Raw genomic sequence first — 23068 nt, forward strand, 5'->3', positions numbered from 1 at the left:
TTCCTCGTTCACAATTTTCATTATATCATTGTAGTATATTTCTGATTGCCATATAATCACGGGGAATGGCTGTTTTGGTATCTAAAAATGACAATTAGAATAATGGGACTTTTTCGTTCATGCAACGAGAGAGTCCGCTTTCGCGAAGCACCCTTTAGGGTTGCGGGCTTTGGCTTTGCGTGGACGTTAACGTCCATGCGGTCAGAGAAATACAGCAATATACTGATTTAGGAGACTGCCACGTCGCAATAGCATGCTCCTCGCAGAGACATTTCTGGGGAGGTTGAGTGATTATAAAATATGCAGAAAACCGCCTTTTCTACGTCTGAGAAAGCCAAAGGAGAAGTTGATGAAAATCTTACCGGAAGTAGCGCTGACATACGATGATGTCCTGCTAACGCCCCAATATTCGGATGTGAAATCACGTCGCAAATTATCGACGCAGACCCAACTGACCCCGGATATTGAGATGCAAATCCCGATCGTCTCTGCCAATATGGATACCGTCACCGAAAAGGAAATGGGGATCATAATGGCGCGTCAGGGTGGGATCGGTATCATCCATCGCTTTATGACCATTGCCGATCAGGTCAGGCAGATCCAACAAGTGAAAAAAGCCGTCTCCTTTGTAGTCGATAATCCGCTCACCCTCCATGAGACCAGCACGGTGGGCGACGTACGACGGGTGATGGAAGAAACTGAAACCGGCGGCATTCTGATCGTGAATGACTCCAATCACGTAGTTGGAATCGTCACCACCCGGGATATGCTCTTTGAGAAGCATAACGAGCGACCGATCACAGAAATCATGACAAAGAAAGTGGTCACTGCAGCGCCTGATACAAAACCGGAAAAAGCTGAGCAAATTTTCCATGAGTACCGCATCGAAAAACTGCCCCTGGTCAACGCGGATGGCAGTCTGGCCGGGTTGATCACCCTCAAGGATATTATGAAGAAGGCCAAATACCCCCAGGCCACCAAGGATACGCGAGGACGGCTGGCGATTGGCGCTGCGGTGGGTGTGAAGGAAAGTGAATTAAAACGTGTCGAGCAATTGCTAGAGGCAGGGGCAGATTGCATCGTAGTGGATATTGCCCACGGCGACTCAAAGCTGGAAATTGATATTATCAAGCAAATCCGGGTGAATTTTCCCCAGGCTCAGATCATCGGTGGGAATGTCGCCACAGGCGAAGGGACCCAGCGATTAATTGATGCCGGGGTGAACGCAGTCAAAGTTGGGGTTGGTCCCGGTTCGATCTGCATCACACGCATCGTGGCAGGCGCAGGTGTGCCCCAATTTACAGCCGTAATGCAATCTGCCGCGGTCGCCCGCCCGCAGGGGATCCCCATTATCGCCGACGGTGGTATCCGCACTTCAGGGGATATCGTCAAGGCTTTGGCAGCGGGGGCATCCACGGTCATGGTCGGGAGCTTACTGGCCGGTGCCGACGAGAGTCCCGGTATGGTCATCACCCGAAAAGGGCATCGTTATAAAGTCTCGCGCGGCATGGCCTCCCTGCAGGCGAATTTGGCACGGAAATCCCGCGAAGGCGAAAGTGAGATCACCAAAGAGGAAATCGAAGATTATGTTTCTGAGGGCGTGGAAGCGGCGGTTCCCTATCGCGGCCCGGCCCGGGAAATACTCAAGCAACTGGTTGGCGGGTTGCAATCCGGGATGAGCTATACCAATGCCCACAGCATCGAAGAGCTGCACGAGAAAGCCGTCCTGGTGCGGATCACAGCTGTTGGTCTGAAAGAATCTCATCCCCATGATGTGGAAGTGACGTAAATTGCTTTCCGTGAATGTCACGTTGGAAACGTGACCTACGTCTAGTTTGATGATGTAGGTCACGCTTGTAGCGTGACACTCTTCGACAAAAGGAAAAGTTATTTAATCACTACTTATTTTAAGATGAAAAGACGCCGAGTTTTTGACTAACTTCGGCGTCTTTGTTTAAGATAGGCAATGAGCTGGAAGTTCGAAAAAGTAAATTGATGTCATTGCGAACGTAGCGTAGCGGAGTGCGGCAATCTCCCTCACAACAAGGGAGACTGCTTCGCGAAAAAATGCTCGCAGTGACGTAGGTTAAGTAAAAATTCAGTCTTTGAGCGGAGCAGAGCGCAATCGCCTGTACCCGAACGGGTGAAGAGCGACATTGGCATAATCCGTCCTTCACCTGTCAGGCACAGGCGACTACACCGTCCCGGTATCCTTCGGGAGGAACTGTACAGATTCTCACTGATTGATAAAAAGACACCGGGTGATTCAAAAACCCGGTGTCTTTTATTGTGGGGAAAAAACTGTTTTAATCGGTAGCAGGTGCCTCGTCCTCGAGCGGGGCGGGGACTTCATCCACCGTTTTTGTAAGTTTGAATTCCGGTTTTTTCTTCGGGGGCAAAATGTGGAAGGGGATCTCGATGATAATGATGTCAAGATAATGGCGCAAGCGTCCACGCAGCAGCAGGGCAGTCTTGTTATGCAGGCCACTGGAGAGGAGGGAGTTTGTCAGGATCTCGGGAATGATAACGGTAATCGATTGATCGGGGAATTCTACGCTGTGAACATGCTCAATATATTCGATAAGCGGTGTGAGAACATCCCGGTAATCGTAGTCGATGCCGATCAGGTTGACGTTTTGGGTCAGCAAGGGGAATTTTTTCCAGCGGCGCAGGAAACGCTCTTTGAGCGAAGCATCTGTAGAAATGTAGACTGCGCGAACATCTTTCGTGATTAGTTTGGCATATTGCAGGGCGCGCAATGTGCCGCGATGCACATCACCAATCGGCAGGATAACTACATCGGCAACATGGCTGATCTCTGTTTCTTCAAGGTTACGGGTGCTGAGATTTTCGGAAACATTGTCGTAGTGGCGATGGATGCTGTAGAACATGGTGATAATGAGCGGGATAAGGAGGACGATAATCCAGGCGCCCTCGGCGAATTTTGTGACGACCAAAACGATAAAGACGATGGCTGTGGTGGTTGCGCCAAGCGCGTTGACGATCCGTTTCCATTGCCATCCTTTTTCATGATGCAAATGTGTTTCAAGCGTGTCCAATGTCTCACCAGGTTTCAGCTTGGAAACTTTGGTCAACAATTTGACCATGCCTGATTGCGAGATGGTGAAAGAGAGCATGACACCGATGGCGTAAAGGGGCAGCATGGCGAATTCGTCTGCTTTGAAAATGATAACGACGATGGAAGAAACAATTGCCAAAGTGATGATGCCACCGTTAAAGACGAGGCGGTCGCCCTGATTGGTCAACCAACGGGGCATGAATTTGTCACGGGCGAGGAAATAGCCAAGACGAGGGAAATCCTGATAGCCGGTGTTGGCTGCCAGAACAAGAATGAGCATGGTAAAAATCTGCACCCAGTAATAGATGAAACCTTCGCCGGTGATGGTACGCGTTAGTTGTGAAAGCAGGCTATCGTGGTGGGCAGGGATCAAGTTCAAGTATGTGGCTAAGAAGCTGATCCCGACGAATAAGGTCATCGCGATCACGCCCATCGTTACCATTGTTTGAGCAGCATTTTTCGCCTCAGGGGGCTTGAAAGCTTGCACGCCATCGCTGATCGCTTCGATGCCGGTTAGGGCTGTACAACCCGCAGCAAAAGCGCGCAGCAAGATCCAGATCATGCCAAGTTGGGTCAGGTCTTCGGTCAGCATCTCTCCAGTAATCACTTGAGGGGCGAGAGGAGCGACACCAAAAAGCCCGAAACTGCGCACCAGGCCAATCATGATCACCAGGAATACGCCGCCGATAAAGGCATAGGTAGGAAACGCAAAGACAGAACCACTTTCACGGACACCACGCAAGTTCATCCACGTCAGAATCGCAATTGTTCCCAATGCGAGCAAAACGCGATAATCGTAAATTTCAGGAAAAGCGGAGACGATCGCCCTGATCCCGGCGGAGACAGAAACAGAAACAGTGAGCGAATAATCTGTCAGCAATGCCCCGGCCGCAATCAGCGAAGGGAGCGTACCAAGATTATCTTTGGCCACAATATAGGAGCCGCCACCTTTGGGGTAATGCAAAATGGTCTGGATATAGCTGAAGACCACGATCAGCACCAACGCGGCAATTGCCATCACGATGGGCATGGTCATCGAAAGAGCCCCGCTACCGATAACGATCAGGATGCTCATCACAGCTTCGGTTGCGTAGGCGTTACTGCTGATCGGGTCCGATGCAAAAATTGCCAAACCGCGCACTTTGTCCAGGCGTTCGTGAATCGCCATGCTGGTCGGAAAAGGTTCTCCAAACAGGATATGTTTAAATTTCGAATTATTCATTCCAGCCTCAAAGAAAAAAACGCCCATTTGGACGCCAGAAAATTAACGGGGGAATTATACATGATATTCATACTAATACAAGATTAAAATGAAAATGCCTCGAGGAGAATAAACGCAGAAAAGATGCTACTCTGCTTGATAATCATTGATCTTCTCCAGCAAGGCCAAAAACTCATCTGCAGTCTCCCGCGTCAACAATTCACGTCGGAAACGGCGTCTGGTTCTATAAGGAGAAATATATTGAACAACATGCTTGCGGAATAGATTGATCCCCAGCTCCTCCCCGTAAAATTTCAGATTCCGCTCGAGATGTTTGGCCATCATTTGGCGGACCTGATCGAGCGTGACCTGATCCCGGTCGATCCCCGAGAATATCCACGGGTTCCCGATCGCGGCGCGGCCAATCATGACCCCGTCACAGCCGGTATGCGCTTTCATCTTTGCGATATCGGCAACGGTATTTACATCCCCATTCCCAAGAACAGGGATTTTGACCAACTGCTTGATCTCAGCGATCACATCCCAATTGGCTTTGCTCTCGCGTCCACCTTCCCGCGTTCGCCCGTGGATGGCGATCAGCGAACCCCCGTTCTCCTCAACGATCCGGGAGATCAACTTGTAATTCTGGCAATCATCCCAGCCCATCCGGATTTTTGCCGTGACGGGCACCTCCAGCTCACGGGTCAGCCTCTTGAATAGCCGCGCCACCTTGAGCGGAGTGCGCATCATCCCGACACCTGCGCCACCGTTTGCAATTGCTTTGGTCGGGCAGCCCATATTGATATCGATCACATCGGGGCGCAACTCCTGGATTTTCAGCGCAGCCTCGACCATATAGTCCACATCGTTGCTGTAGATCTGAAAGATGACCGGGCGCTCAGCCTCTGTATATTCCAGCTTCTCGGCTACACGCCGCATATTGTGGATCAACCCCTCGGCACGCGCAAATTCCGTATAGCTGACCGCCGATCCCAGCTCCCGACAAAGCGAGCGGAAGGGCCAATCTGAAAATCCCATCATTGGGGCAAGCAGCGCATCGCCATAGACAGGAAGATCACGGATATGGAAAGTGGGAGAGGACGTTGAGGTCATTTTTGAAAGCGTTAAGATTTTGATCTTAATACTCTATCAAGAGTACCATGATAAAAATAGCATCCAGTCTCTGAGCGGAGCAGGGCGCAGTCGAAGAGCGGCAGTAGCATAACCCATCCTTCGACTACAGGCTCAAAAGCTGTCGCCTTCCGCTCAGGAACTGCAATCATCATCTCCAGAAAAAGAATTGCTGATATCCCACTGCGACGAGGTCCAGAGGGAAATTGAAGAGATCGGCAATGGAGAAGATCAGCGTGGAAAAGAGATTGCTAACAAAGGGGACATACCAAAGGGCGGCGATCACGATCCAGATCATCATCCCACGGATCGGTTCGATTTTCTCCAAAATATCCTGGCCGAGAAATGGCTCAAGCGCGCCAAATCCGTCAAAAGGCGGGACAGGGATGAGATTTAAGACCAGCGCATAGATTTGCAATAAGCCCAGAAAAGCCAGCCCGGGCCAGATACCTGTCGTGTTTACAGGGGCAAAGCGGAAAAGTATCGCAAGGAGGATGATCAGGATCAAATTGGCTGCGGGTCCCGCCAACGAGACCGCGCTCCTCCACTTTCGGCTATGTAATCGCCAGGTTTCAATATAGACTGCGCCGCCGGGGAGACCGATCCCGCCCATGAAAAGAAAGAGCAAAGGCAGCAGCAGCGAATAAACCGGATGGGTATATTTGAGGGGATTGAAGGTCAGATACCCCTTTTCTCGTACGCTGGTGTCACCACCAAAATAAGCGACCAGGGCATGAGAAAATTCATGGAAACTGAGCGAGAATATCCATCCGATCAGGACAATCAGAAAGGTCATTTTAGTTCCTCGTAGCCATTCGGATGGGATTCGTGCCACGCCCACGCCGAAGCGATAATATCTTTCAAATCGGGATATTGCGGCTGCCAGCCCAGTTCCCGGCGGATCTTCTCTGAAGAGGCGACCAGTCGGGCCGGGTCTCCGGGGCGGCGGGGGGCTTCGACAGCCGGGATCAAATCTCCGGTCACCGTGCGGGCCGTCTCGATCACTTCACTAACGGAATATCCCTTCCCGTTGCCGATGTTGTAGACCAGCTTATCCTGCCCGGAAAGGGCATCCAGGGCGAGAAGATGGGCGGAGACCAGATCGGCAATATGGATATAATCACGGATCGCCGTCCCATCGCGGGTAGGATAATCAGTGCCGTAAATGCCGATATGCTCACGCTTTCCGAGGGGGACTTGCAGCACGAGCGGGATCAGATGCGACTCTGGCTGGTGCGCCTCGCCGCGTCCCGGCATTGCGCCGGAAGCGTTGAAGTAGCGCAAGGCGGCAAAATGGAGCCCGTGAATCTTTCTGTACCAATCAAGAATACGCTCGACCGCCAATTTGGTATAGCCGTAGGTATTGGTTGGCCCAAGCGGGGATTCTTCACGGAGCGGCTCATCGCTGGATTGATAGACCGCCGCTGTGGAGGAAAGCACAAAACGTCCGACACCGGCGAGTGCAGCTGCTTCGATCAGCCGTGAGGAATTAACCAGATTATTCCGGATGAATTTGCCCGGGTCTTTCATGCTCTCACCAGCTTCAATAAAGGCAGCGAAATGCATGACTGCATCAAATTTCCGGTTGGAAAAAGCAGCCTTGAGCGCCTCTTCATCGCCCAGATCGGCGTGGATAAATTCCGCACCCTCTGGCACAGCCTGCCTGTATCCCGTCACCAGAGAATCATAAACCGTGACCTGGTTTCCAGCTGTTAGTAATGCTTCAGCAGTGGCAGAGCCGATATAGCCCGCGCCACCTGTCAGAAAGATATTCATAGAATTTCCTTATTTGTAGAAAAGCCTAAACACAAAGGACACCAAGAAGCACGAAGAAAAAAATGTTTTTACTTTGTGAACCTTCGTGACCTTTGTGTTTAAAAGCATTACGCAATAGATGGTTTCATCGTATGCCAATCGGTCGCTTCTTGATAAATACGCCCGATGCCAAATAACAGCTCTTCGCTGAAATTTGCCCCCATCAACTGCATCCCGATCGGCATCTGATCCCCATCAAAACCGACGGGGATGGCCAAACCTGGCACCCCCGCCAAATTTGCCGGAAGGGTGAAAATATCTTCAAGATACATCGCCAGTGGATCGTCACCATGAGCGCCAATTTCAAAGGCTGTTGTTGGCGCAATTGGGGCAGCGATCGCATCCACCTGCTCGAAAGCCTGTTCAAAATCACGCCGGATCAGCGTGCGCACCTTCTGCGCCTGACCGTAATAGGCATCATAATAACCGGCCGAGAGGGCGTAAGTTCCCAGCATGATCCGCCGTTCAACTTCGGGGCCAAAGCGTTTTCCGCGGGTTTGGCGGTAGATTTCCTGCAAGGTGTCTTCGCCTTCACGCGGCCCGTAGCGGATACCATCATAGCGTGCCAGATTTGCCGAAGCTTCGGCAGGTGCCAAAATATAATAAACGGGAAGCGCGTATTCGGTATGCGGCAGGCTGACGGGGATGATCTCTGCTCCCAACTCTTTCAGCGTCTGGATCGCCTCCCGGACCGCTCCCTCAACTTCGGCTTGAATCCCTTTAACAAAATATTCCGCCGGGACGCCGATTCTCGTACCCTGTAATGATCCATCATCCTGAGCGGCGACCAGAGGGAGGAGCGCAGTCGAAGGATCCACCGTGGTCGCATCGAGGGGATCTTTGCCCGTCATGATCTCAAAAAGCGGAACCAGGTCATCAACCGAACGACCCAGAACACCGACAGAATCCAGTGAAGAACCATAGGCTGCCAGGCCATAACGGGAAACACGTCCATAGGTCGGCTTGATCCCAGAGATCCCGCAAAAAGAGGCCGGCTGCCGGATCGAGCCGCCGGTATCCGTTCCCAAGGCTGCCGGGACGATTCCCGCTGCGACGGCTGCCGCACTCCCGCCGGAGGAGCCGCCGGGCACCCGATCCAGATTCCAGGGGTTGTGAGTGACACCATACGCGGAATTTTCTGTCGAGGAGCCCATCGCGAACTCATCGGTATTTGTCTTTCCGATAATCACCGCCCCGGCATCCTGTAATTTTTTGACTGCCGTCGCGGTAAAAGGCGGGATAAAGCCTTCGAGGATTTTTGAGCCACAGGTGGCGGGCATCCCCTCGACCATGAGCACATCTTTGACCGCGATCGGGATCCCGCGCAGGGGCAAATCTGCTGCGTCCATTTGGCTGGCACGTTCGAGGGCGCCAGCTTTGTCAACATGCAGAAAAGCGTGCAGGGACTGATCCAATGCTTCTACACGCGCCAGGCAAGCCCCGGTCAACGTGCGGCTCGTGGTTTTTCCATCCTCCAAGGCTTTTAGCGTTTCGGGGAGATTCACTTCTGCCCCCCTCTAGCTCCCCCCTCAGGAGGGGGGAGAATCTGTCTTTTCTCCCCAAAAACCGCCGGAACCTTGAACTGCCCATCTTTTGCGTCCGGGGCATTCTTGAGCAAGGCCTCTCTATCCAACGGCTCCCGTGCTTCATCCGCGCGGAGAGGGCTGGCGCCCTCAACAGCATTCGCCATCGGGGAGATGCCGGAGGTGTCCAGTTTATTCAACATGGCGATATGATCGAGAATATCAGAGAGCTGCTCGCGATAACGGGCCTTCTCCTCTGCGCTCAGATCGAGATGCGCCAGTTTTGCAATATATTCAACTTCTTCCAGTTTTAGAGACATGTGGCAGATTATACGTTAGAACAGGGATGCTTTCAAAGGTGTGACTGATCTTTTCTTAGGTTTTTTGGTAGTGGTTGAGTTGAAGCGATACAATGTCACTGCGAGGGAGGCGTTAGCCTGACGCGGCAGTCTCTTGGACTAGTTTGGGGATTGCTTCGCTTCGCAAGCTTTGCTCGCAATGACGTCCTCAGTCTTTTTTACCACTACCAGCTTTTTAGCTAGTCGAAAGCAAGCTGCCTGCGGTTGTCATAGACCAGGCTCAGCAGATCGTCTTCTTCCAATCCCAGGGGCTGCAGGATTTGGTGTACTGTCCGCAGCAGCAATTCCTTGTAGCGTTTTTTGCTTACCAGGGAATAGTCCTGCTCAATGGATAATCCCCAGGCAAAGATATTGGTTTTTTCACCGTGTGTATAAATGAATTTCACTCTTTGCCCAACACGCAGATCTTTTCCTTCAGCAGCCAATTGTCTGGCGGCCTTGGCCGAGGTGGAGTTGCCTCTGTACTCGGCGGGTTCCCTGGATAGTTTTGTCTGGCAGACAAGGTCTTCGATCAGTACGTGCTCCGCGTCCAGTTCTTCGATCGATGTCTGGGTGAGTTTGATCACCTGTGGAATGAAATCAGCCAATTTGGCTGCATCGGCTTCGCTTGCCAAAAGCGCCATGATCTCTCGCTCTGCATTTGCGATCCAGGTGCAGGTATCCGATCTGCGCTGTGCCATCCCCCTGACTTTTAGACCGCCATCATCGAATTTGCCAAAATAGCGATTGGCCGCCCCAATCCGAGGGTTCATTTTGGATGCGGTAAAGATCAGCCAATCAAAGATGCCTTCCAACTCAATGATCAAACCAGTTCGAAAGAGGATTTCATCCATCAGTGGTTTGAAATCATCGGGAACTTTGGCGCCTTCCTTCTGTACAAAGAGGCTATCCACATTGGCAGCCAGGACCCTAAAACCCATTTCATGAGCTGTTTCAAGGGAAGTGACCAAGGTCTCGCGGCCGATCGCACAGATCGCTTCATGGGCCTGGATATTGCCAAAGAGGTTATTCTTATATCCCTGATAGCCAAAAGATACATATCCCAACCACTTAAGGGCATCGGCAACAGACTGGAGTATCTGGCGTTGCGGATCATCTTTTTCAAGTTTTTTCATTGCGCGTTTGACACTCAGTCTCTTTTTAAGCAATGGTCTGAGGACACTCGCTACCAGACCGTCCACATCCTGGGTGATGGGCACACCGCTATCGGGAATGATGCGCGTTTTCTTTCCCCTGACTCCTACCGTCTCCCCGCTGATATTCCAGGTCATCATGATCGATGGGTACATTGAGAAAAAATCGATCTCGGCAACACCTTTATGGACCCCGACGATCGGCCTGTAGTTCAACCCGCCTCCATCTGCAAAGTTCAAACCCCATGCGGATTTATAGCGCTCGGTCTGGCGTTTATGCAGTGGGATCAGGATTCCCCGTTGAAATGCTTCCCTGATCTGCATGGCGGTAAAGCCGGAACCGGGGCTATTGCGGGCAGCAGTTTGCACGTCCACGCTGGTAACCCGCGCCAATTCAATCGCCGAGCGCATACTGAACTTGAACCCCATATCCATCGTTGAGTTTTTCGGATCGATATGCCAGCGTCCAAACAGACGGGTTTGCTGATCCCTGAAATAGATGCTCCCATAGCTTTCAAAGGTATTTTCCTGAATGCTGTGGTATTTCTGCCCCTCATCCCGGCTGGGATTGAAATCTATTCCATACCTCTTCGCGCTTGCAATTAAAAAAGGAAATAGCCAACCGTCCCCCCAGCGGGCGAAGATCACATCAGGATCATATTCATCCAGAATGCTTTGAAATTGCTTTAGCAGCCTTGGCTCATCTGACAGACTCAAAGTATGCTGCACATCTTCGTATTGGATAGTCAGAGATGCCGGCGTTGCGTGATGAGGATCCACATCTGGCTCGATCGCAAGGATGCGCAGAGGTGGCAGGTCGAATGCCATATCCCAGGGGCTGTCGAGGGCTTCAATTTCAAGGATCTGATCCTGATCATCCACCTGCACCTTGCATTTTGCCATTGGAAAAACCTTTTTGCTAACCCCATAGCGGATCGGGAACGGTATCTTGGCATCGAAATAACGGATCCACTTATAGGATCTTTTCATACGATAAAACAACCGTTGCTGGGCAACCGGGTTATCCACCTGGATCGCCAGCACCGGGAGCATGCCACTATATAAATCTCGTCGGGTCAGGAAAGCCGTTTTGGGTCGAGGATAAAATTTTTTCAAATCAGCCTGGATACTCTTCAAACGTCCATCATCCCCTGAAATATAAAAGGTGGTTTGGAAGGGCTGCGTCAGGCGGTGGCGCTTCCCATCCTCGGCCAATAGCCAGAGCACTGCACCCTCAACCTGATCGGCATAAACCGATAGCAGCCAGCCCCTCACCTCACGGGGCATAGATATACTCCGGATATTTGATCAAAAGCATCTCATCCCGAAAGGCCTGTAGCCTGGCTTCGACCTCGGTCTCGATGCTTTCCAATCTATTCGTTAAGTAAATTGATTGAGCCTGATTCTTTTTCAAAGCCTTCTCCAAACGTTCGATGAGCTGGGCTTGAGCTCTGGTTTTGTTCTCAAGTTGCTGAATCGTTTTTTGCTGTTCCAGATTCATCATCATCAAAATCGTAGTAATTGGCAGGGGATGGGATGCTTTTTCCGCAGCAGGGATATGGAACTCGGCTTTATTCCAGAGATCATCAAAAATGCGTTTATCTTCTGCCAGCAACAAAGCACGCCGGAATTTGCTGAAATACATCTTTTCTTTTTGGTATTGCCATGTAAATGGCGGTACGGTATGTCCCATCAATCACTCGCTCAAGTTGTATTGGTGAATAGCTTCCGGAGGTTCCATTGGTGGATATTCGACTCGATCAACTGCCTTTTCCAGCGCATTCAACAAATGAGGTCGGTTCTGTCCCAGACAGGCACTGACCACTACCGTTGCCAGCTGACTTAACCGACGCAGAGCGGAAATGGCTTCAAATAACAGCTGGTTGATTTCTCGCTCAGGAACGCCTTCATCGTGGAAAGTGGCCAAAATATCCAGCACCAAACTTGGTCTATGATCAGCCTGCGTTTGGATCAACAACTCAACCATTTGGTAGCAGGTTTCTGCCCGTGAAAGGAAGATATGCTCTTTCAGGATATGCTCATAGCGACTGCTTCTCGCAGCCAGGGCATAATTGATCCCATAATGATCATAACGATTTCCCCCGATCAATAATTTCAGCGGGCCCAACAGCGCCAACTCCACGATAAGCACATGCATCTGTGAGTATGTGTAACTGCGCTGCCCGGTGATAAGTATTAAATTTTTAGAAGTCAGTTGGTCTTTATTATTCATCCCCCTACTGTAATTAACTTTATCGGCTTCGTCTATTCCCTATAGAGTAATTTATCAGAAATTCCATCTACCCCTATGGGGGAGGCAGCGCAATAGGAGGGCACTTAAACGTGATCTGGGGTTATTACCGCGAAGGCGCGAAGAACACAAAGGTTTTAGGTTTTGAAACCATAAAAAGGACGAGGTCGCGCTTTTTCCATGATGTTTTTGTTTTTTCTTCGGGCCCTTCGTCTCTTCGCGGTTCAATTAAGTACCGTGATACCGGCAACGAAAGCACCTGGATTTTCCTCATATTTTCCAGGGCGTCTTGGGATTATCGAAATTCCAGCCTTCCAACATCCACCTTAGTACCCCTCTTCCCCTGATCTGGAATTTATGCAATAGGCTGCTGATATGCTTCTTGACAGTTTCCCCCGAGATATGAAGGGCCTCGGCGATCTCGGGATTGGTCATTCCCTGACAGGCCAGTGCTGCCACTTCCTGTTCACGTCTGGTCAGCTGTTGCCAGAGATCAACCAAATATTGAGAATCTTGCCCATGTGCAGCCTCATTCAACAAACTCAAGACAAAGGGGCCAGTATCCATATCGTCTTGATGTGCCATTTCTGATAATTTCTGCAATACCGCATCATCCAGCGCCACAACCAAATCTTTGGTATTTAATTGACTGGGGAGTTTGGTTTTGCGACCAGGTGCAGCCTGAGAGCGCAAAAGTTTTTCTATCTTGCGCTTCAAACTACGTCTCATAAAACCAAATCCGTTTTCTGACATACCAAACACATCTCTCTCTAGGAATTATTTATGAGCAAAAGAGTGAATGCAGGGAGAGAGCATTTCAGGCAGGGTTAGAAAATCCACTCTGGCAAATTGAAAAAAAGAAGTCTAACTATATTACCAGAACATATGTTCTATGGTCAAGTGCATATCCACATTGGAAGTGTCTAAATTCAAAAACATAAAAAGACGCGTCTTTGCGAGACGGCTTTATCGTCGAAGCAATCTCCCACCCGAAGAATGAGATTGCTTCGCTTCGCAAAATCATTTGTATCCTGTGGTTTAGGCACTCCCTCCACATTATCTAAATACACCCCCATACCAGCGCAAATAGTCATCCACATGTGCGCTCCAATATGACTCGTCATGATTTCCCGAAAAGAGTCGCCACTCATGGGAAACGCCCTCTTCAACTAATAATTCAGTAAACAAAAACGCCGAGCCGTGTTCTTTATCCTGATCGCCAATATCCAAATAAATTTCCGGCATATAGACGGCAGGAATCTCTGCGAGCCAATCATCCAATTTTCCATTATCCTTGTAGAAGATCGCCGCAGAATGTCCACCAAAGGCACTGAAAAGTTCCCATCGTGTCAACCCATACCGGATCGCCCAGCCCGCCCCACGCGAAAGGCCGCCAATGGCTCGATAATCTCTTCTCGCCAAAGTGCGATAGTGCTCATCCACAAAGGGGATCAGCTCAGCTACCAGCGCCTCGCCAAAATAATCATCTTCTACACTACGCCAGGAGGCTTTATCAAAAGGCATCACGATCAAATAAGGGGGAATCTCATTCCTCCACATCATGTCATCGGCAGCAACCGCAACGCCCAAACGGATCCATTGATCATCTTCAAATCCCTGTCCATGCAGAAGATAGAGGACGGGATAAAGTGTATCGGGATCGGCATCATAACAGGCAGGGAGGTAAATCATAAATTGCGGCAGTGCCTCCGAATCGAACGCGACCCGATGAACTTGCCCACGCTGCTCGAGGCATCCTTCAGGGGTTGGGGTCGGCTTCACCAACGTGGGAGTGGGCACAGGTGGGGTGGACGATGGAAGAGGAGACGGCGTGGGAGCAGGTGTCGATAAATTGACTGGCGAGCACCCTGTTAGGTACAAGCAAGCCGAAATCCAGACAAGAAACACACCCGTCCAATTCAACGGTTTGAATGCTTGACGGTTATCCATGCTTGGGATTATACTCTTCCCGCTCGGGGCGTAGCGCAGTTCGGTCAGCGCACCGCGTTTGGGACGCGGGGGTCGGCGGTTCAAATCCGCCCGCCCCGACCATCAACCGTCGGCTTATCTTTTTGGTCGGCGGTTTTCCCGTTAAGGGAACAGGACTCATCCGCCCGCCCCGACCATCAACTGTCAGCTTATCTTTTTGGTCGGCGGTTTTCCCTTAGAAATGTCGCAACACAATCTTTATCAGAAAATTCAGCGTATTTGTTTTAGGCCGCTTGTGCTAAAATTGACAAGTCAATTCTTTTAAGAAAAGGTATTCTCCATGAGAATTATTGATAATACACCCTTTATCAATGAAGACGGGTCAGTCAGCTTTATCGATCGAATTCAGGGCACACTGCAATATGGGTTTTCCTGGTATCCCAATTTACAGGTCCAGCAAAAAGCGATTGCGATCCTCAAAAAACATCTGGACAAAAGATTCACTCTGATTCGAAATCATACGCTCGAAAACTCGGAGATCACGATCCCATTAATCTTGATCGGTCCGCCCGGCATCCAGGTCATTTTTGTCACTCATTTACAAGGCTCATACCGCGCCAGAAATGATTCATGGGGGGTTATTTCAGACGGAAAATTCAAAGAATCAGGGATCAATCTCCTTAAACGTACAGCCCAGTTTGGCAAAGCAGTGGATGTTTATCTAAAGCGCAAAGGCCTTGAATTGACTGAGGGTATTGAGCCAATCCTTCTATCGGTTAACCCTACCATGCATATAGCCTCTGAGCGTCCGATTGTACGGATCGTAATGAGCGATGCAGCAGAACGTTTTGCAGCATCATTAACTCAAAACCCGCCTGTGATGAGCGCGGAAGATGTCCACGAAGTTGCTGAGGCTATTGTGAATCCCCACCGACCAAAGGCATCTCCGACCACAAATGATATGGGGAAAATTGGATTCGCCTTTGACGATGAAATACCTGCCAAAACACCCACACCCAGAGTAGCCGCCCGTCGACCTGCAAAAAAAGCCTCAACAGATTATTTTGGCATGACGGGGAAACAGTTCGCAGTTCTGGGGATTTTGGGCGCAATCGTGGTATGTCTCCTGATCGCTTTCATCATCGGCATACTGTTTTTTGCCTAGCTAATGACATCACCCTTTCTTTCTATCATCATCCCTGCTTATAACGAAGAAAAGCGCCTTCTTGATACGCTGAAGCAGGTCTTCACTTTTCTCGAAAGCGAAGATTATCCTTCCGAAGTGATCGTTGTCGAGAACGGCAGCAGCGACGAAACCTATGCATTGGCACAGAAATTGACAAAGGAATATGCCAATCTGCGCGTTCTTCAAAACAAGAAAGCTGGAAAAGGGCTGGCTGTCCAACGTGGAATGCTCGAAGCCAAAGGACAATATCGTGTTTTTTGCGATGCCGATCTTTCCATGCCCATCGAAGAAGTGCGACATTTTATCCCGCCCAATCTCAATTCAGATATCGTTATTGCTTCCCGTGAAGTCAAGGGGGCCATCCGCTATGATGAGCCAGGCTATCGCCATTTTACCGGACGTATCTATAACCTGCTCATCCGTTTGCTTGCCCTGCCAAAACTCCACGATACCCAATGCGGTTTCAAAGGCTTCCGTGCTGAGATTGCCGAAGATATTTTCCAATACCAAAGTATCGATGGCTGGGCCTTCGACATCGAAATTCTCTTTATTGCCAATCTGCGCGCCTATAAAATCGTTGAGCTCCCCATCCCCTGGTATTACAAGAATGAGAGCAAGATCAACGTTCTCCGCGATTCCTTCCGCATGTTCCTCGACCTGATCCAAATCCGCAAAAACGCCCGTCAGGGCCTTTATGACCAGAAAAAAGTTTGATCTGAGTACACTCCCTAAATTCCCAGATCTAAAAATTGAAAAAAGACTCTGGGAAAAAGGATCTTTACAAATCGGGGGGATTGATGAGGCTGGACGCGGCGCCCTGGCCGGGCCGGTGGCTGCGGCAGTTGTGATCCTCCCCAACATCCCAAAACTCACGCAGATTTTGGCTGGTGTCCGTGATTCCAAGCAGATGACTGCCCTCCAGCGGGAACGCTTCGAGCCGCTGATCAAAGAGGCCTCATTATCCTGGAGTGTGGGATTTGCCTCCCCCGCCGAAATCGATCAGATCGGCATCCTCCCCGCTACGCGATTAGCTGCCAGAAGAGCTGTGGAATCCCTATCCCTGATCCCCGATTACCTGATCACCGACTATCTCGATCTCCCCGACATAGAGGTCCCCCAGGAGAAATTCGTCAAAGGTGATATGCGTTCATTAACGATCGCAGCTGCTTCGGTCCTGGCGAAAACTGCCCGAGATGCACAAATGCGTATTCTCGACGAGCAATTTCCGGGTTACACGTTGTCCCGCCATAAAGGCTATGGAACGAGGCTGCACCGGAAGGCGATCCAGAAACTGGGGAAAAGTCGTATTCATCGGCAGAGTTTTAAATTGGCCTCCACCTAGTGCATTTCTAAATAAGGTATTGTAGTACGCCAACCTTGCGAGAGTTGGAATAAAAACTATCTTATCTCAACCAGAAACTCTCGCAAGGTTATCCTTTACAAATATGTCCCTTGATTATGGACTAGCCTTCGCATAGCATACTCGAAGAGTGCCCCCAAATTCTTTATATTTAGGGGAGGAACTGTCCATAAAAAAACGGAGAGTTTTTTCAACTCTCCGCTTTTACTGTCTACTGAAAACTGACTACCGGGCACTGGCAGCTAAATCCAGGTTGGCTCCTCGTATGTCCCAAAGACATCCCTCATAACATCGACGATCTCGCCAAGCGTGGCGTAGCTGCGGACGGCGTCGAGGATATGGGGCATCGTGTTTTCTGACCCTTCGCAAACCTTGCGCAAACGAGCCAGGCTTTTTGCAACCTGATCATTATCACGTGTTTTGCGAACATCTTCGAGACGGGCAAGCTGTCGTTCATAACCCTGCGGATCCATCTCGAGGATCGGGATCTTGACCGGTTTATCGTCGTTATAGGCATTCACACCAACTACCCGACGTTCATTTCCATCAATCTCGCGCTGATAACGATAGGCCGCATCCGAGATTTCGCTCTGGAAGAACCCTTTGTCGATGGCTGGCAACATCCCGCCCAAATCTTCGATCCGGCGGAAGTAATCATAAACCTGTGCCTCGATGCGGTTGGTCTGCGCCTCGACAAAATAAGAGCCACCAAGAGGGTCAATCGTGTTTGTCACGCCTGATTCTTCAGCGATGATCTGCTGGGTACGCAGGGCAATCGTGACGGCTTCTGCGGATGGCAGCGCAAGCGCTTCATCCTGGCTGTTGGTATGCAGGGATTGTGTTCCGCCGAGGACCCCGGCCAAAGCCTGAAGCGCAACACGGACAACATTGATCTCTGGTTGCTGAGCAGTCAGCGAGGCTCCTGCGGTCTGGGTATGAAAACGCATCAGCCACGAGCGGGGATTCTTCGCCCCAAAGGTCTCTTTCATCTCGCGCGCCCAAATACGGCGGGCCGCACGGTATTTGGCGATCTCTTCAAAGAAATCATTATGTGAATTAAAAAAGAGTGAGAGACGCGGGGCAAAATCGTCGATATCGAGGCCACGTTCCAACGCCCAGCGGACGTATTCGAATCCATCGGCGAGGGTAAAGGCCAGTTCCTGCGCAGCGGTTGAGCCTGCCTCGCGGATATGATAGCCAGAGATGCTGATCGTATTCCATTGGGGTAATTCATTGGTGCCAAATTCGATCGTGTCAGTCACCAGGCGCATCGAGGGTTCGGGCGGGAAGATATATTCTTTTTGGGCAATATACTCTTTGAGAATATCGTTCTGGAGGGTGCCGCGCAACTGTTCACGTTTCACCCCTTTTTTCTCAGCAGCAGCGATATACATCGCCCAGATGATCGAGGCCGGTGAATTGATCGTCATGCTGGAGGAGACCTTGTCGAGGGGGATGCCTTCGAGCAGGATCTCCATATCCCGCAGGGAGGAGATGCCAACCCCGCATTTGCCAAATTCGCCCAGGGCTTCGGGGGCGTCAGTATCGTAGCCCATCAAGGTGGGCAGGTCGAAGGCAATCGAAAGGCCGGTCTGCCCCTCGTCGAGGAGATACTTGAAGCGGGTGTTCGTTTCCTCTGCGGTCCCAAATCCGGCAAACATGCGCATCGTCCACAAACGGCCACGATGCATGGTGGGGTGAACGCCGCGCGTAAAGGGGTATTCGCCGGGCAAGCCCAGGTCACGGGCGTAATCGAAATCCGGGATGCTGGCAGGCGTATAAAGCCGCTCGACTTCCTCAGAGGAGGTCGTCATAAATCTATCCTGTCTTTCAGGGAATCGGTCGGTAGTTTCCTTGAGAGTCCCCTCTTCCCATTCGTTGAGTATTTTTTCCAGTTCTGCCAGAGTTTCTTTGTCGTACATAGTGATCTCCTCGGGAGGTTGATGAGAGAAAAATTATAGCATGGGAGTATTAAAAGATCGTGTGGATGGTATACTTTTCGCATCTTAAAAATCGAGGATCATCCATGTCAGAAAAACTATATGAGCTTGACCCAGTAGACCATATTACAGCAGACGCCATCGGGAAACCCGGCCAGCGTGTCTTTTATCTGCATGCCTGGAAGGGTGAGCAGGTTTTAACGGTAATTATTGAAAAGATCCAACTTGATTCGCTCTCGATCGGTATCGAAAAATTCCTTGCTGAAGTAAGGCAACAGAATCCTGATCTTGTTGAAGCCTCCAGCAGGTATGTTGAAGAGGTGATGCGCATCAGCCCACCCGTGGACCCGCTCTTTCGTGTTGGCGAGATCAGCCTGGGCTATGACCAGGCAGAAGATAAAATGATCCTGATCTCCCGCGAACTGCTCCTGGAAGATTTACCTGCCGAAGACGGCGCTGTGGTTCGCCTCTGGTGTACCCGGGCACAGGCCCGTGCGCTGGCCCGCTGGGGCGCTGAAGTGGTCAAGGGCGGACGACAGATCTGCACTCAATGTGGTGAGCCCATGGAGCCAGAGGGTCATTTTTGCCCAAAAAAGAACGGGCATAAACACTAAATAATGAGTTGCATTGGCAATTTAAATCTTTTTTCATCACAGAGACCACTGAGAACTCAGAGAGAGAAAAACCTCTGTGCCCTTTGTGTGCTCTCTGGTGAAATTTCATTTTATGCCTGCTGAACTTCAAACCATTTTAGAAGAAGGTGAACTTGAGCTTGAGGGCCAGTTCATGCACGGTTCAAACTATACCTTCCTTGTAAAACTGCGCCATGCCAAGGGTGAATTTAAGGCTGTCTACAAACCATCACAGGGTGAGCAGCGTCTCTGGGATTTTCCCGACAATACCCTCGCTCAACGTGAGGTGGCTACCTACCTGATCAGCGAGGCCCTCGGTTGGGGTTTTGTTCCCCTGACCGTGCTGCGTGACGAAGCTCCTTATGGTCCCGGCTCGCTCCAGCGCTTCGTTCCCTACGACCCTAATTATCATTATTTCAATTTTAGCGACGAGGATAAAGCCCTCCTGCGTCCCGTTGTTCTCTTTGACCTGCTGATCAACAACGCCGATCGCAAGGGAAGCCATATCCTTTTTGAAGAGGATTCCCACGCCATCTGGCTGATCGATCACGGCGTTTGTCTTCACCAGGAAGATAAATTACGAACCGTGGTATGGGATTTTGCAGGAGAAGAAATCCCATCCGATTTACTGGATGATCTGGATCGCTTACACGGCGAACTCGCCCGTGATTTAGGGTTGCCAGCCAACCTGAAGCCTTATCTCAGCCCCGAAGAGATCGCTGCTCTAAATGCACGCGCAGAACGAATTTTATCAGAGCGAATATTTCCGCTCTCGCCTGAAGATCGGCGCGCTTTTCCTTATCCACCTTTATAAAGGCGGAATAACCCCGTCCCTGCAACCACAGTTCAAATTGGAGAAAACCCATGCCTCATTACAAACTCGCATTTCTTGGCTTTGGCAACGTTGGCCGCGCATTGGCAGAATTGCTTATCCGTAAAGAAAAAGAACTCAAGGAACGTTATGGGATCACCTTCTCGACGACCGGGATCGCAACCGGACGACACGGCTCTCTCGTTAATCAAAGCGGGGTGGATCTATACGGCGCGCTGGAATTGGTGCGCTCTGGACGTCCATTGAGTATGTTAACAACTACGCCGATCACCACTTCGCTTGGCTTTATACACAAATCCCAGGCAGATGTGCTTTTTGAAAACACCTCTGTTAATCACGAAACCGGTCAACCAGCTCTTGACCATGTCAGGACTGCGCTGGAATTGGGGATGCACGTCTGCACTGCAAATAAAGGTCCTGTTGTTCACGCCTATAAAGAATTACAGGATTTGGCTGCCTCGAAGGGTGTTAAATTTCTGCACGAATCGACCGTGATGGACGGCGCGCCGATCTTTTCCCTGTTCCGCGAAGCCATTCCTGCATCAAAATTGCTGGCGTTCAAAGGCATCCTGAACTCGACCACGAATCTGATCCTGACGCGCATGGAAAAAGGCGATAGGTTCGATGAAGCTGTGAAGCATTGCCAGGATGTGGGGATCGCGGAAACTGATCCCTCCGGCGATGTGGACGGCTGGGATGCAGCGATCAAGGTTGCCGCGCTGGTGACCGTATTGATGGGCATCCCCCTCAAACCCCAGGATGTAGATCGGACAGGCATCAGGGAGATCACCCCCGAAATGGTTGCCAATGCACTCAAAGAAAATAAGCGCTATAAACTGATCTGCTCCGCCGAACGAGACAGGGAAAATATCATCGCCCGCGTTGCACCGGAACTGATCCCCAGCACCTCTCCGATTTACAGCGTGGAGGGGACCTCATCCATTGTCGAATTTAAAAGCGATGTATTGGGTGATCTTTCGGTCGTGGAGAAAGACCCAGGCCCACATACCACTGCCTACGGTCTGTTAGCAGATTTTATCAATGCAGTAAAGAATTAATTTTGAGGGACCCGTTTCCTTGAAAGATGCGGGGGCAGGTACAAATTGTGACTACCCTTAGATTTCTTTATTCTCGTATATATTTCAATGCCTGAGCTAATATCTGATTAAAATCATCCGGGAAATCGTGGGCAATTTCAGGTGAGATGAAAAATTCGCAAGCCATCCCCTTGGATACCAATAACTCATACAAGGCTTTCACATTCTCAAGGTTTGGGTCCTTCTCGCCCACAACAAAATAGCCGCGTTTTTCGTTGAAGTTTTCGCTCTTTTCAAAAATTGGCTCCCAGTTCTTAATATCGTTGATATAGGGCCCACCTGGATTGACTGCAACAAAACCGGCCACAGGTATTTTGTCCATCAGGGCCATCCAGATTGCCATTTCTCCAGTTGTTTTAGTACTTTTACAGAGCCAAACTCAGTGTCGCCAACCAAAAAAACGGCTGCGCCACGCGGAATGAGCGTTTTTACATAGGCCAGCAAGGCAATTTGTTTACCGCTTGTGCTATGTCCACGAACATGTTTGACCCAAGTCCAGGCAATCGGGATGGCACGTTTGCGATATGCAATGCTAACCATCAGTAATTGATGACCAAAGCCAACCTTGGTGCCATCCACAATCAAGTGGATTTCTCCGATTCTCGCAAACTGTTCTGCCATCCATTGAAGAGCGATCGGCTGATACCATTTACGAACGCTAACCGCTGGGTTGTTGAGAAAACGATCAAAACGTTTGACGGTACTCTGTAGCTTGGCTTTGCCAGGTATTTTTCCAGTGATCCGGCTCAAGTAAACTGAACGACTCTGGTAAATCCCGTATATCAACAAAACAAAATTGCGGGTTTGGGTAATTCTTTGTCCTGGATGCAATCCACTAATTCGTTGAATCCATGTATGATACAAGTGGTTGGTCGGCATAGTGTTCTCCTGATATTGTGTTTTCGCAAAAACAACTTTACCCGGTTTTATGCCGATCAATCTTTTTATTTATAAAAGTGTCTGGTAGCTAGGAATAATTTTTATTCACAACAAAAAAAGTAAAATGCGCCTGATCTCAGGCGCATTTTTTATTAGGTCATATTCTATTTTCATGAGACAGGCAGGGATTCTCGAATCGTGGAATAGTTTTTATAACGAGGCTGGGATACTCGCCCTGATTTAACGGCATCCTTGATCATACACTCTGGTTCATTTAGATGAGTACAATCTGCATAGCGACAGCTTCCAGAGAGAGAGGCCATCTCAGGGTACCAGCCCGCCAATTCCGATTGGGTGATACCAGCAAGCCCAAAAGAGCGGATGCCGGGAGTATCGATCACAATCCCGCCATTTTCCAGCTTCCACAGGGATGCTTGGGTTGTCGTATGCCGTCCCTGCCCCCGGAAGAGGCCACGCTCGGCGACACTCCTTGTGTGTAAATCCAGATCAGGCTGGATTGCTGTCAACAGCGATGATTTGCCCACCCCAGAGAGACCGGCTAAAACCGTGGCGCTTTCTCCAAGGATAGTGCGGAGCTCATCAATCCCCTCTCCGGTGACTGCGCTGGCCAGGACCAGGCGATATCCCAAAGCTGAATAGGGTTGGACGATGGCGTCAAATGCCATTTGATCCTCGATCAGATCGATCTTGTTGATGCAGA

Annotated in this window: 22 protein-coding genes and 1 tRNA gene; 8 read left to right on the forward strand and 15 right to left on the reverse strand. The window is 50.2% G+C overall.

Features of this window, described 5'->3' with window-relative positions:
• The first annotated feature begins 349 nt into the window (after positions 1-349).
• On the forward strand, positions 350-1789 hold the full coding sequence (gene guaB, locus AC3DOM_RS04055; protein ID WP_487917747.1) for an IMP dehydrogenase: 1440 nt from the start codon (positions 350-352) through the stop codon (positions 1787-1789).
• A gap of 517 nt (positions 1790-2306) precedes the next feature.
• On the opposite strand, the gene AC3DOM_RS04060 is transcribed toward guaB, so the two are convergent.
• From AC3DOM_RS04060 to AC3DOM_RS04110, 11 genes are all read right to left on the reverse strand, one after another.
• A complete protein-coding gene (locus AC3DOM_RS04060; RefSeq protein ID WP_487917748.1) occupies positions 2307-4301 on the reverse strand; it encodes an APC family permease in 1995 nt (664 codons plus the stop codon).
• Positions 4302-4427: 126 nt separating this feature from the next.
• Entirely contained in the window at positions 4428-5393 is a 966-nt protein-coding gene (locus AC3DOM_RS04065) for a tRNA dihydrouridine synthase (protein WP_487917749.1), read from the reverse strand.
• A gap of 169 nt (positions 5394-5562) precedes the next feature.
• Positions 5563-6207 (reverse strand): site-2 protease family protein, encoded by a 645-nt coding sequence (locus tag AC3DOM_RS04070; protein ID WP_487917750.1) that lies wholly within the window; start codon positions 6205-6207, stop codon positions 5563-5565.
• Complete coding sequence (galE, locus tag AC3DOM_RS04075) at positions 6204-7187, reverse strand: UDP-glucose 4-epimerase GalE (protein ID WP_487917751.1); 984 nt, start codon at positions 7185-7187, stop codon at positions 6204-6206. Before galE ends, AC3DOM_RS04070 begins: the two co-directional genes overlap by 4 nt.
• 107 nt (positions 7188-7294) lie before the next feature.
• Complete coding sequence (gene gatA, locus AC3DOM_RS04080) at positions 7295-8731, reverse strand: Asp-tRNA(Asn)/Glu-tRNA(Gln) amidotransferase subunit GatA (protein WP_487917752.1); 1437 nt, start codon at positions 8729-8731, stop codon at positions 7295-7297.
• Complete coding sequence (gatC, locus tag AC3DOM_RS04085) at positions 8728-9069, reverse strand: Asp-tRNA(Asn)/Glu-tRNA(Gln) amidotransferase subunit GatC (RefSeq protein ID WP_487917753.1); 342 nt, start codon at positions 9067-9069, stop codon at positions 8728-8730. Before gatC ends, gatA begins: the two co-directional genes overlap by 4 nt.
• Positions 9070-9287: 218 nt before the next feature.
• Positions 9288-11528, reverse strand: a complete 2241-nt coding sequence (locus AC3DOM_RS04090) for a DNA polymerase domain-containing protein (RefSeq protein ID WP_487917754.1) — start codon at positions 11526-11528, stop codon at positions 9288-9290.
• Entirely contained in the window at positions 11518-11934 is a 417-nt protein-coding gene (locus AC3DOM_RS04095; protein ID WP_487917755.1) for a DUF8156 family protein, read from the reverse strand. The genes AC3DOM_RS04090 and AC3DOM_RS04095 overlap by 11 nt, the downstream gene beginning before the upstream one ends.
• A gap of 3 nt (positions 11935-11937) precedes the next feature.
• Positions 11938-12474, reverse strand: coding sequence for a hypothetical protein (locus tag AC3DOM_RS04100; RefSeq protein WP_487917756.1), 537 nt, complete (start codon positions 12472-12474; stop codon positions 11938-11940).
• Between the two features lie 288 nt (positions 12475-12762).
• Positions 12763-13245 (reverse strand): helix-turn-helix transcriptional regulator, encoded by a 483-nt coding sequence (locus AC3DOM_RS04105; RefSeq protein WP_487917757.1) that lies wholly within the window; start codon positions 13243-13245, stop codon positions 12763-12765.
• A gap of 303 nt (positions 13246-13548) precedes the next feature.
• The gene (locus tag AC3DOM_RS04110; protein ID WP_487917758.1) at positions 13549-14442 is read right to left on the reverse strand and encodes an alpha/beta hydrolase; all 894 of its coding nucleotides are present in this window, start codon (positions 14440-14442) and stop codon (positions 13549-13551) included.
• Positions 14443-14466: 24 nt separating this feature from the next.
• On the opposite strand from AC3DOM_RS04110, the gene AC3DOM_RS04115 reads away from it, so the two are divergent.
• The 4 genes from AC3DOM_RS04115 to rnhB all read left to right on the forward strand — a co-directional run bounded on the left by AC3DOM_RS04115 (position 14467) and on the right by rnhB (position 16949).
• Positions 14467-14544, forward strand: a tRNA-Pro gene (locus AC3DOM_RS04115).
• 217 nt (positions 14545-14761) lie between these two features.
• The gene (locus AC3DOM_RS04120) at positions 14762-15586 is read left to right on the forward strand and encodes a hypothetical protein (RefSeq protein WP_487917759.1); all 825 of its coding nucleotides are present in this window, start codon (positions 14762-14764) and stop codon (positions 15584-15586) included.
• Positions 15587-15589: 3 nt separating this feature from the next.
• Complete coding sequence (locus tag AC3DOM_RS04125; protein WP_487917760.1) at positions 15590-16321, forward strand: dolichyl-phosphate beta-glucosyltransferase; 732 nt, start codon at positions 15590-15592, stop codon at positions 16319-16321.
• The gene (gene rnhB, locus AC3DOM_RS04130; protein WP_487917761.1) at positions 16302-16949 is read left to right on the forward strand and encodes a ribonuclease HII; all 648 of its coding nucleotides are present in this window, start codon (positions 16302-16304) and stop codon (positions 16947-16949) included. The genes AC3DOM_RS04125 and rnhB overlap by 20 nt, the downstream gene beginning before the upstream one ends.
• Before the next feature lie 260 nt (positions 16950-17209).
• On the opposite strand, the gene AC3DOM_RS04135 is transcribed toward rnhB, so the two are convergent.
• Positions 17210-18889 carry an acyl-CoA mutase large subunit family protein gene (locus AC3DOM_RS04135; RefSeq protein WP_487917762.1) on the reverse strand — a complete coding sequence of 560 codons (1680 nt, stop codon included), beginning with the start codon at positions 18887-18889 and terminating at the stop codon, positions 17210-17212.
• A 104-nt stretch (positions 18890-18993) separates the two neighbouring features.
• On the opposite strand from AC3DOM_RS04135, the gene AC3DOM_RS04140 reads away from it, so the two are divergent.
• The 3 genes from AC3DOM_RS04140 to AC3DOM_RS04150 all read left to right on the forward strand — a co-directional run bounded on the left by AC3DOM_RS04140 (position 18994) and on the right by AC3DOM_RS04150 (position 21429).
• Positions 18994-19521 carry a DUF3090 domain-containing protein gene (locus AC3DOM_RS04140; RefSeq protein ID WP_487917763.1) on the forward strand — a complete coding sequence of 176 codons (528 nt, stop codon included), beginning with the start codon at positions 18994-18996 and terminating at the stop codon, positions 19519-19521.
• Positions 19522-19633: 112 nt separating this feature from the next.
• Entirely contained in the window at positions 19634-20353 is a 720-nt protein-coding gene (locus AC3DOM_RS04145; RefSeq protein ID WP_487917764.1) for an SCO1664 family protein, read from the forward strand.
• 50 nt (positions 20354-20403) lie between these two features.
• Positions 20404-21429, forward strand: coding sequence for a homoserine dehydrogenase (locus AC3DOM_RS04150; protein WP_487917765.1), 1026 nt, complete (start codon positions 20404-20406; stop codon positions 21427-21429).
• A gap of 67 nt (positions 21430-21496) precedes the next feature.
• Here the strand turns inward: AC3DOM_RS04150 and AC3DOM_RS04155 are convergent, their stop codons facing one another.
• The 3 genes from AC3DOM_RS04155 to rsgA form a co-directional block, all read right to left on the reverse strand.
• On the reverse strand, positions 21497-21811 hold the full coding sequence (locus tag AC3DOM_RS04155) for a hypothetical protein (RefSeq protein WP_487917766.1): 315 nt from the start codon (positions 21809-21811) through the stop codon (positions 21497-21499).
• Positions 21790-22347: a hypothetical protein gene (locus tag AC3DOM_RS04160; RefSeq protein WP_487917767.1), complete on the reverse strand. Its 558-nt coding sequence runs from the start codon at positions 22345-22347 to the stop codon at positions 21790-21792. The genes AC3DOM_RS04155 and AC3DOM_RS04160 overlap by 22 nt, the downstream gene beginning before the upstream one ends.
• Before the next feature lie 170 nt (positions 22348-22517).
• Positions 22518-23068: ribosome small subunit-dependent GTPase A (rsgA, locus tag AC3DOM_RS04165; RefSeq protein ID WP_487917768.1), on the reverse strand; the 551-nt coding region annotated here is incomplete at its 5' end.

This window comes from Candidatus Desulfolinea nitratireducens (assembly GCF_982879505.1).

What these genes read in the sequence shown, in the direction of transcription:
- guaB (WP_487917747.1), top strand. Translation starts at nt 350, where the DNA reads ATGAAAATCTTACCGGAAGTAGCGCTGACATACGATGATGTCCTGCTA.
- AC3DOM_RS04060 (WP_487917748.1), bottom strand. Translation starts at nt 4,301, where the DNA reads ATGAATAATTCGAAATTTAAACATATCCTGTTTGGAGAACCTTTTCCG.
- AC3DOM_RS04065 (WP_487917749.1), bottom strand. Translation starts at nt 5,393, where the DNA reads ATGACCTCAACGTCCTCTCCCACTTTCCATATCCGTGATCTTCCTGTC.
- AC3DOM_RS04070 (WP_487917750.1), bottom strand. Translation starts at nt 6,207, where the DNA reads ATGACCTTTCTGATTGTCCTGATCGGATGGATATTCTCGCTCAGTTTC.
- galE (WP_487917751.1), bottom strand. Translation starts at nt 7,187, where the DNA reads ATGAATATCTTTCTGACAGGTGGCGCGGGCTATATCGGCTCTGCCACT.
- gatC (WP_487917753.1), bottom strand. Translation starts at nt 9,069, where the DNA reads ATGTCTCTAAAACTGGAAGAAGTTGAATATATTGCAAAACTGGCGCAT.
- AC3DOM_RS04090 (WP_487917754.1), bottom strand. Translation starts at nt 11,528, where the DNA reads ATGCCCCGTGAGGTGAGGGGCTGGCTGCTATCGGTTTATGCCGATCAG.
- AC3DOM_RS04095 (WP_487917755.1), bottom strand. Translation starts at nt 11,934, where the DNA reads ATGGGACATACCGTACCGCCATTTACATGGCAATACCAAAAAGAAAAG.
- AC3DOM_RS04100 (WP_487917756.1), bottom strand. Translation starts at nt 12,474, where the DNA reads ATGAATAATAAAGACCAACTGACTTCTAAAAATTTAATACTTATCACC.
- AC3DOM_RS04105 (WP_487917757.1), bottom strand. Translation starts at nt 13,245, where the DNA reads ATGTCAGAAAACGGATTTGGTTTTATGAGACGTAGTTTGAAGCGCAAG.
- AC3DOM_RS04110 (WP_487917758.1), bottom strand. Translation starts at nt 14,442, where the DNA reads ATGGATAACCGTCAAGCATTCAAACCGTTGAATTGGACGGGTGTGTTT.
- AC3DOM_RS04120 (WP_487917759.1), top strand. Translation starts at nt 14,762, where the DNA reads ATGAGAATTATTGATAATACACCCTTTATCAATGAAGACGGGTCAGTC.
- AC3DOM_RS04125 (WP_487917760.1), top strand. Translation starts at nt 15,590, where the DNA reads ATGACATCACCCTTTCTTTCTATCATCATCCCTGCTTATAACGAAGAA.
- rnhB (WP_487917761.1), top strand. Translation starts at nt 16,302, where the DNA reads ATGACCAGAAAAAAGTTTGATCTGAGTACACTCCCTAAATTCCCAGAT.
- AC3DOM_RS04135 (WP_487917762.1), bottom strand. Translation starts at nt 18,889, where the DNA reads ATGTACGACAAAGAAACTCTGGCAGAACTGGAAAAAATACTCAACGAA.
- AC3DOM_RS04140 (WP_487917763.1), top strand. Translation starts at nt 18,994, where the DNA reads ATGTCAGAAAAACTATATGAGCTTGACCCAGTAGACCATATTACAGCA.
- AC3DOM_RS04145 (WP_487917764.1), top strand. Translation starts at nt 19,634, where the DNA reads ATGCCTGCTGAACTTCAAACCATTTTAGAAGAAGGTGAACTTGAGCTT.
- AC3DOM_RS04150 (WP_487917765.1), top strand. Translation starts at nt 20,404, where the DNA reads ATGCCTCATTACAAACTCGCATTTCTTGGCTTTGGCAACGTTGGCCGC.
- AC3DOM_RS04155 (WP_487917766.1), bottom strand. Translation starts at nt 21,811, where the DNA reads ATGGCAATCTGGATGGCCCTGATGGACAAAATACCTGTGGCCGGTTTT.
- AC3DOM_RS04160 (WP_487917767.1), bottom strand. Translation starts at nt 22,347, where the DNA reads ATGCCGACCAACCACTTGTATCATACATGGATTCAACGAATTAGTGGA.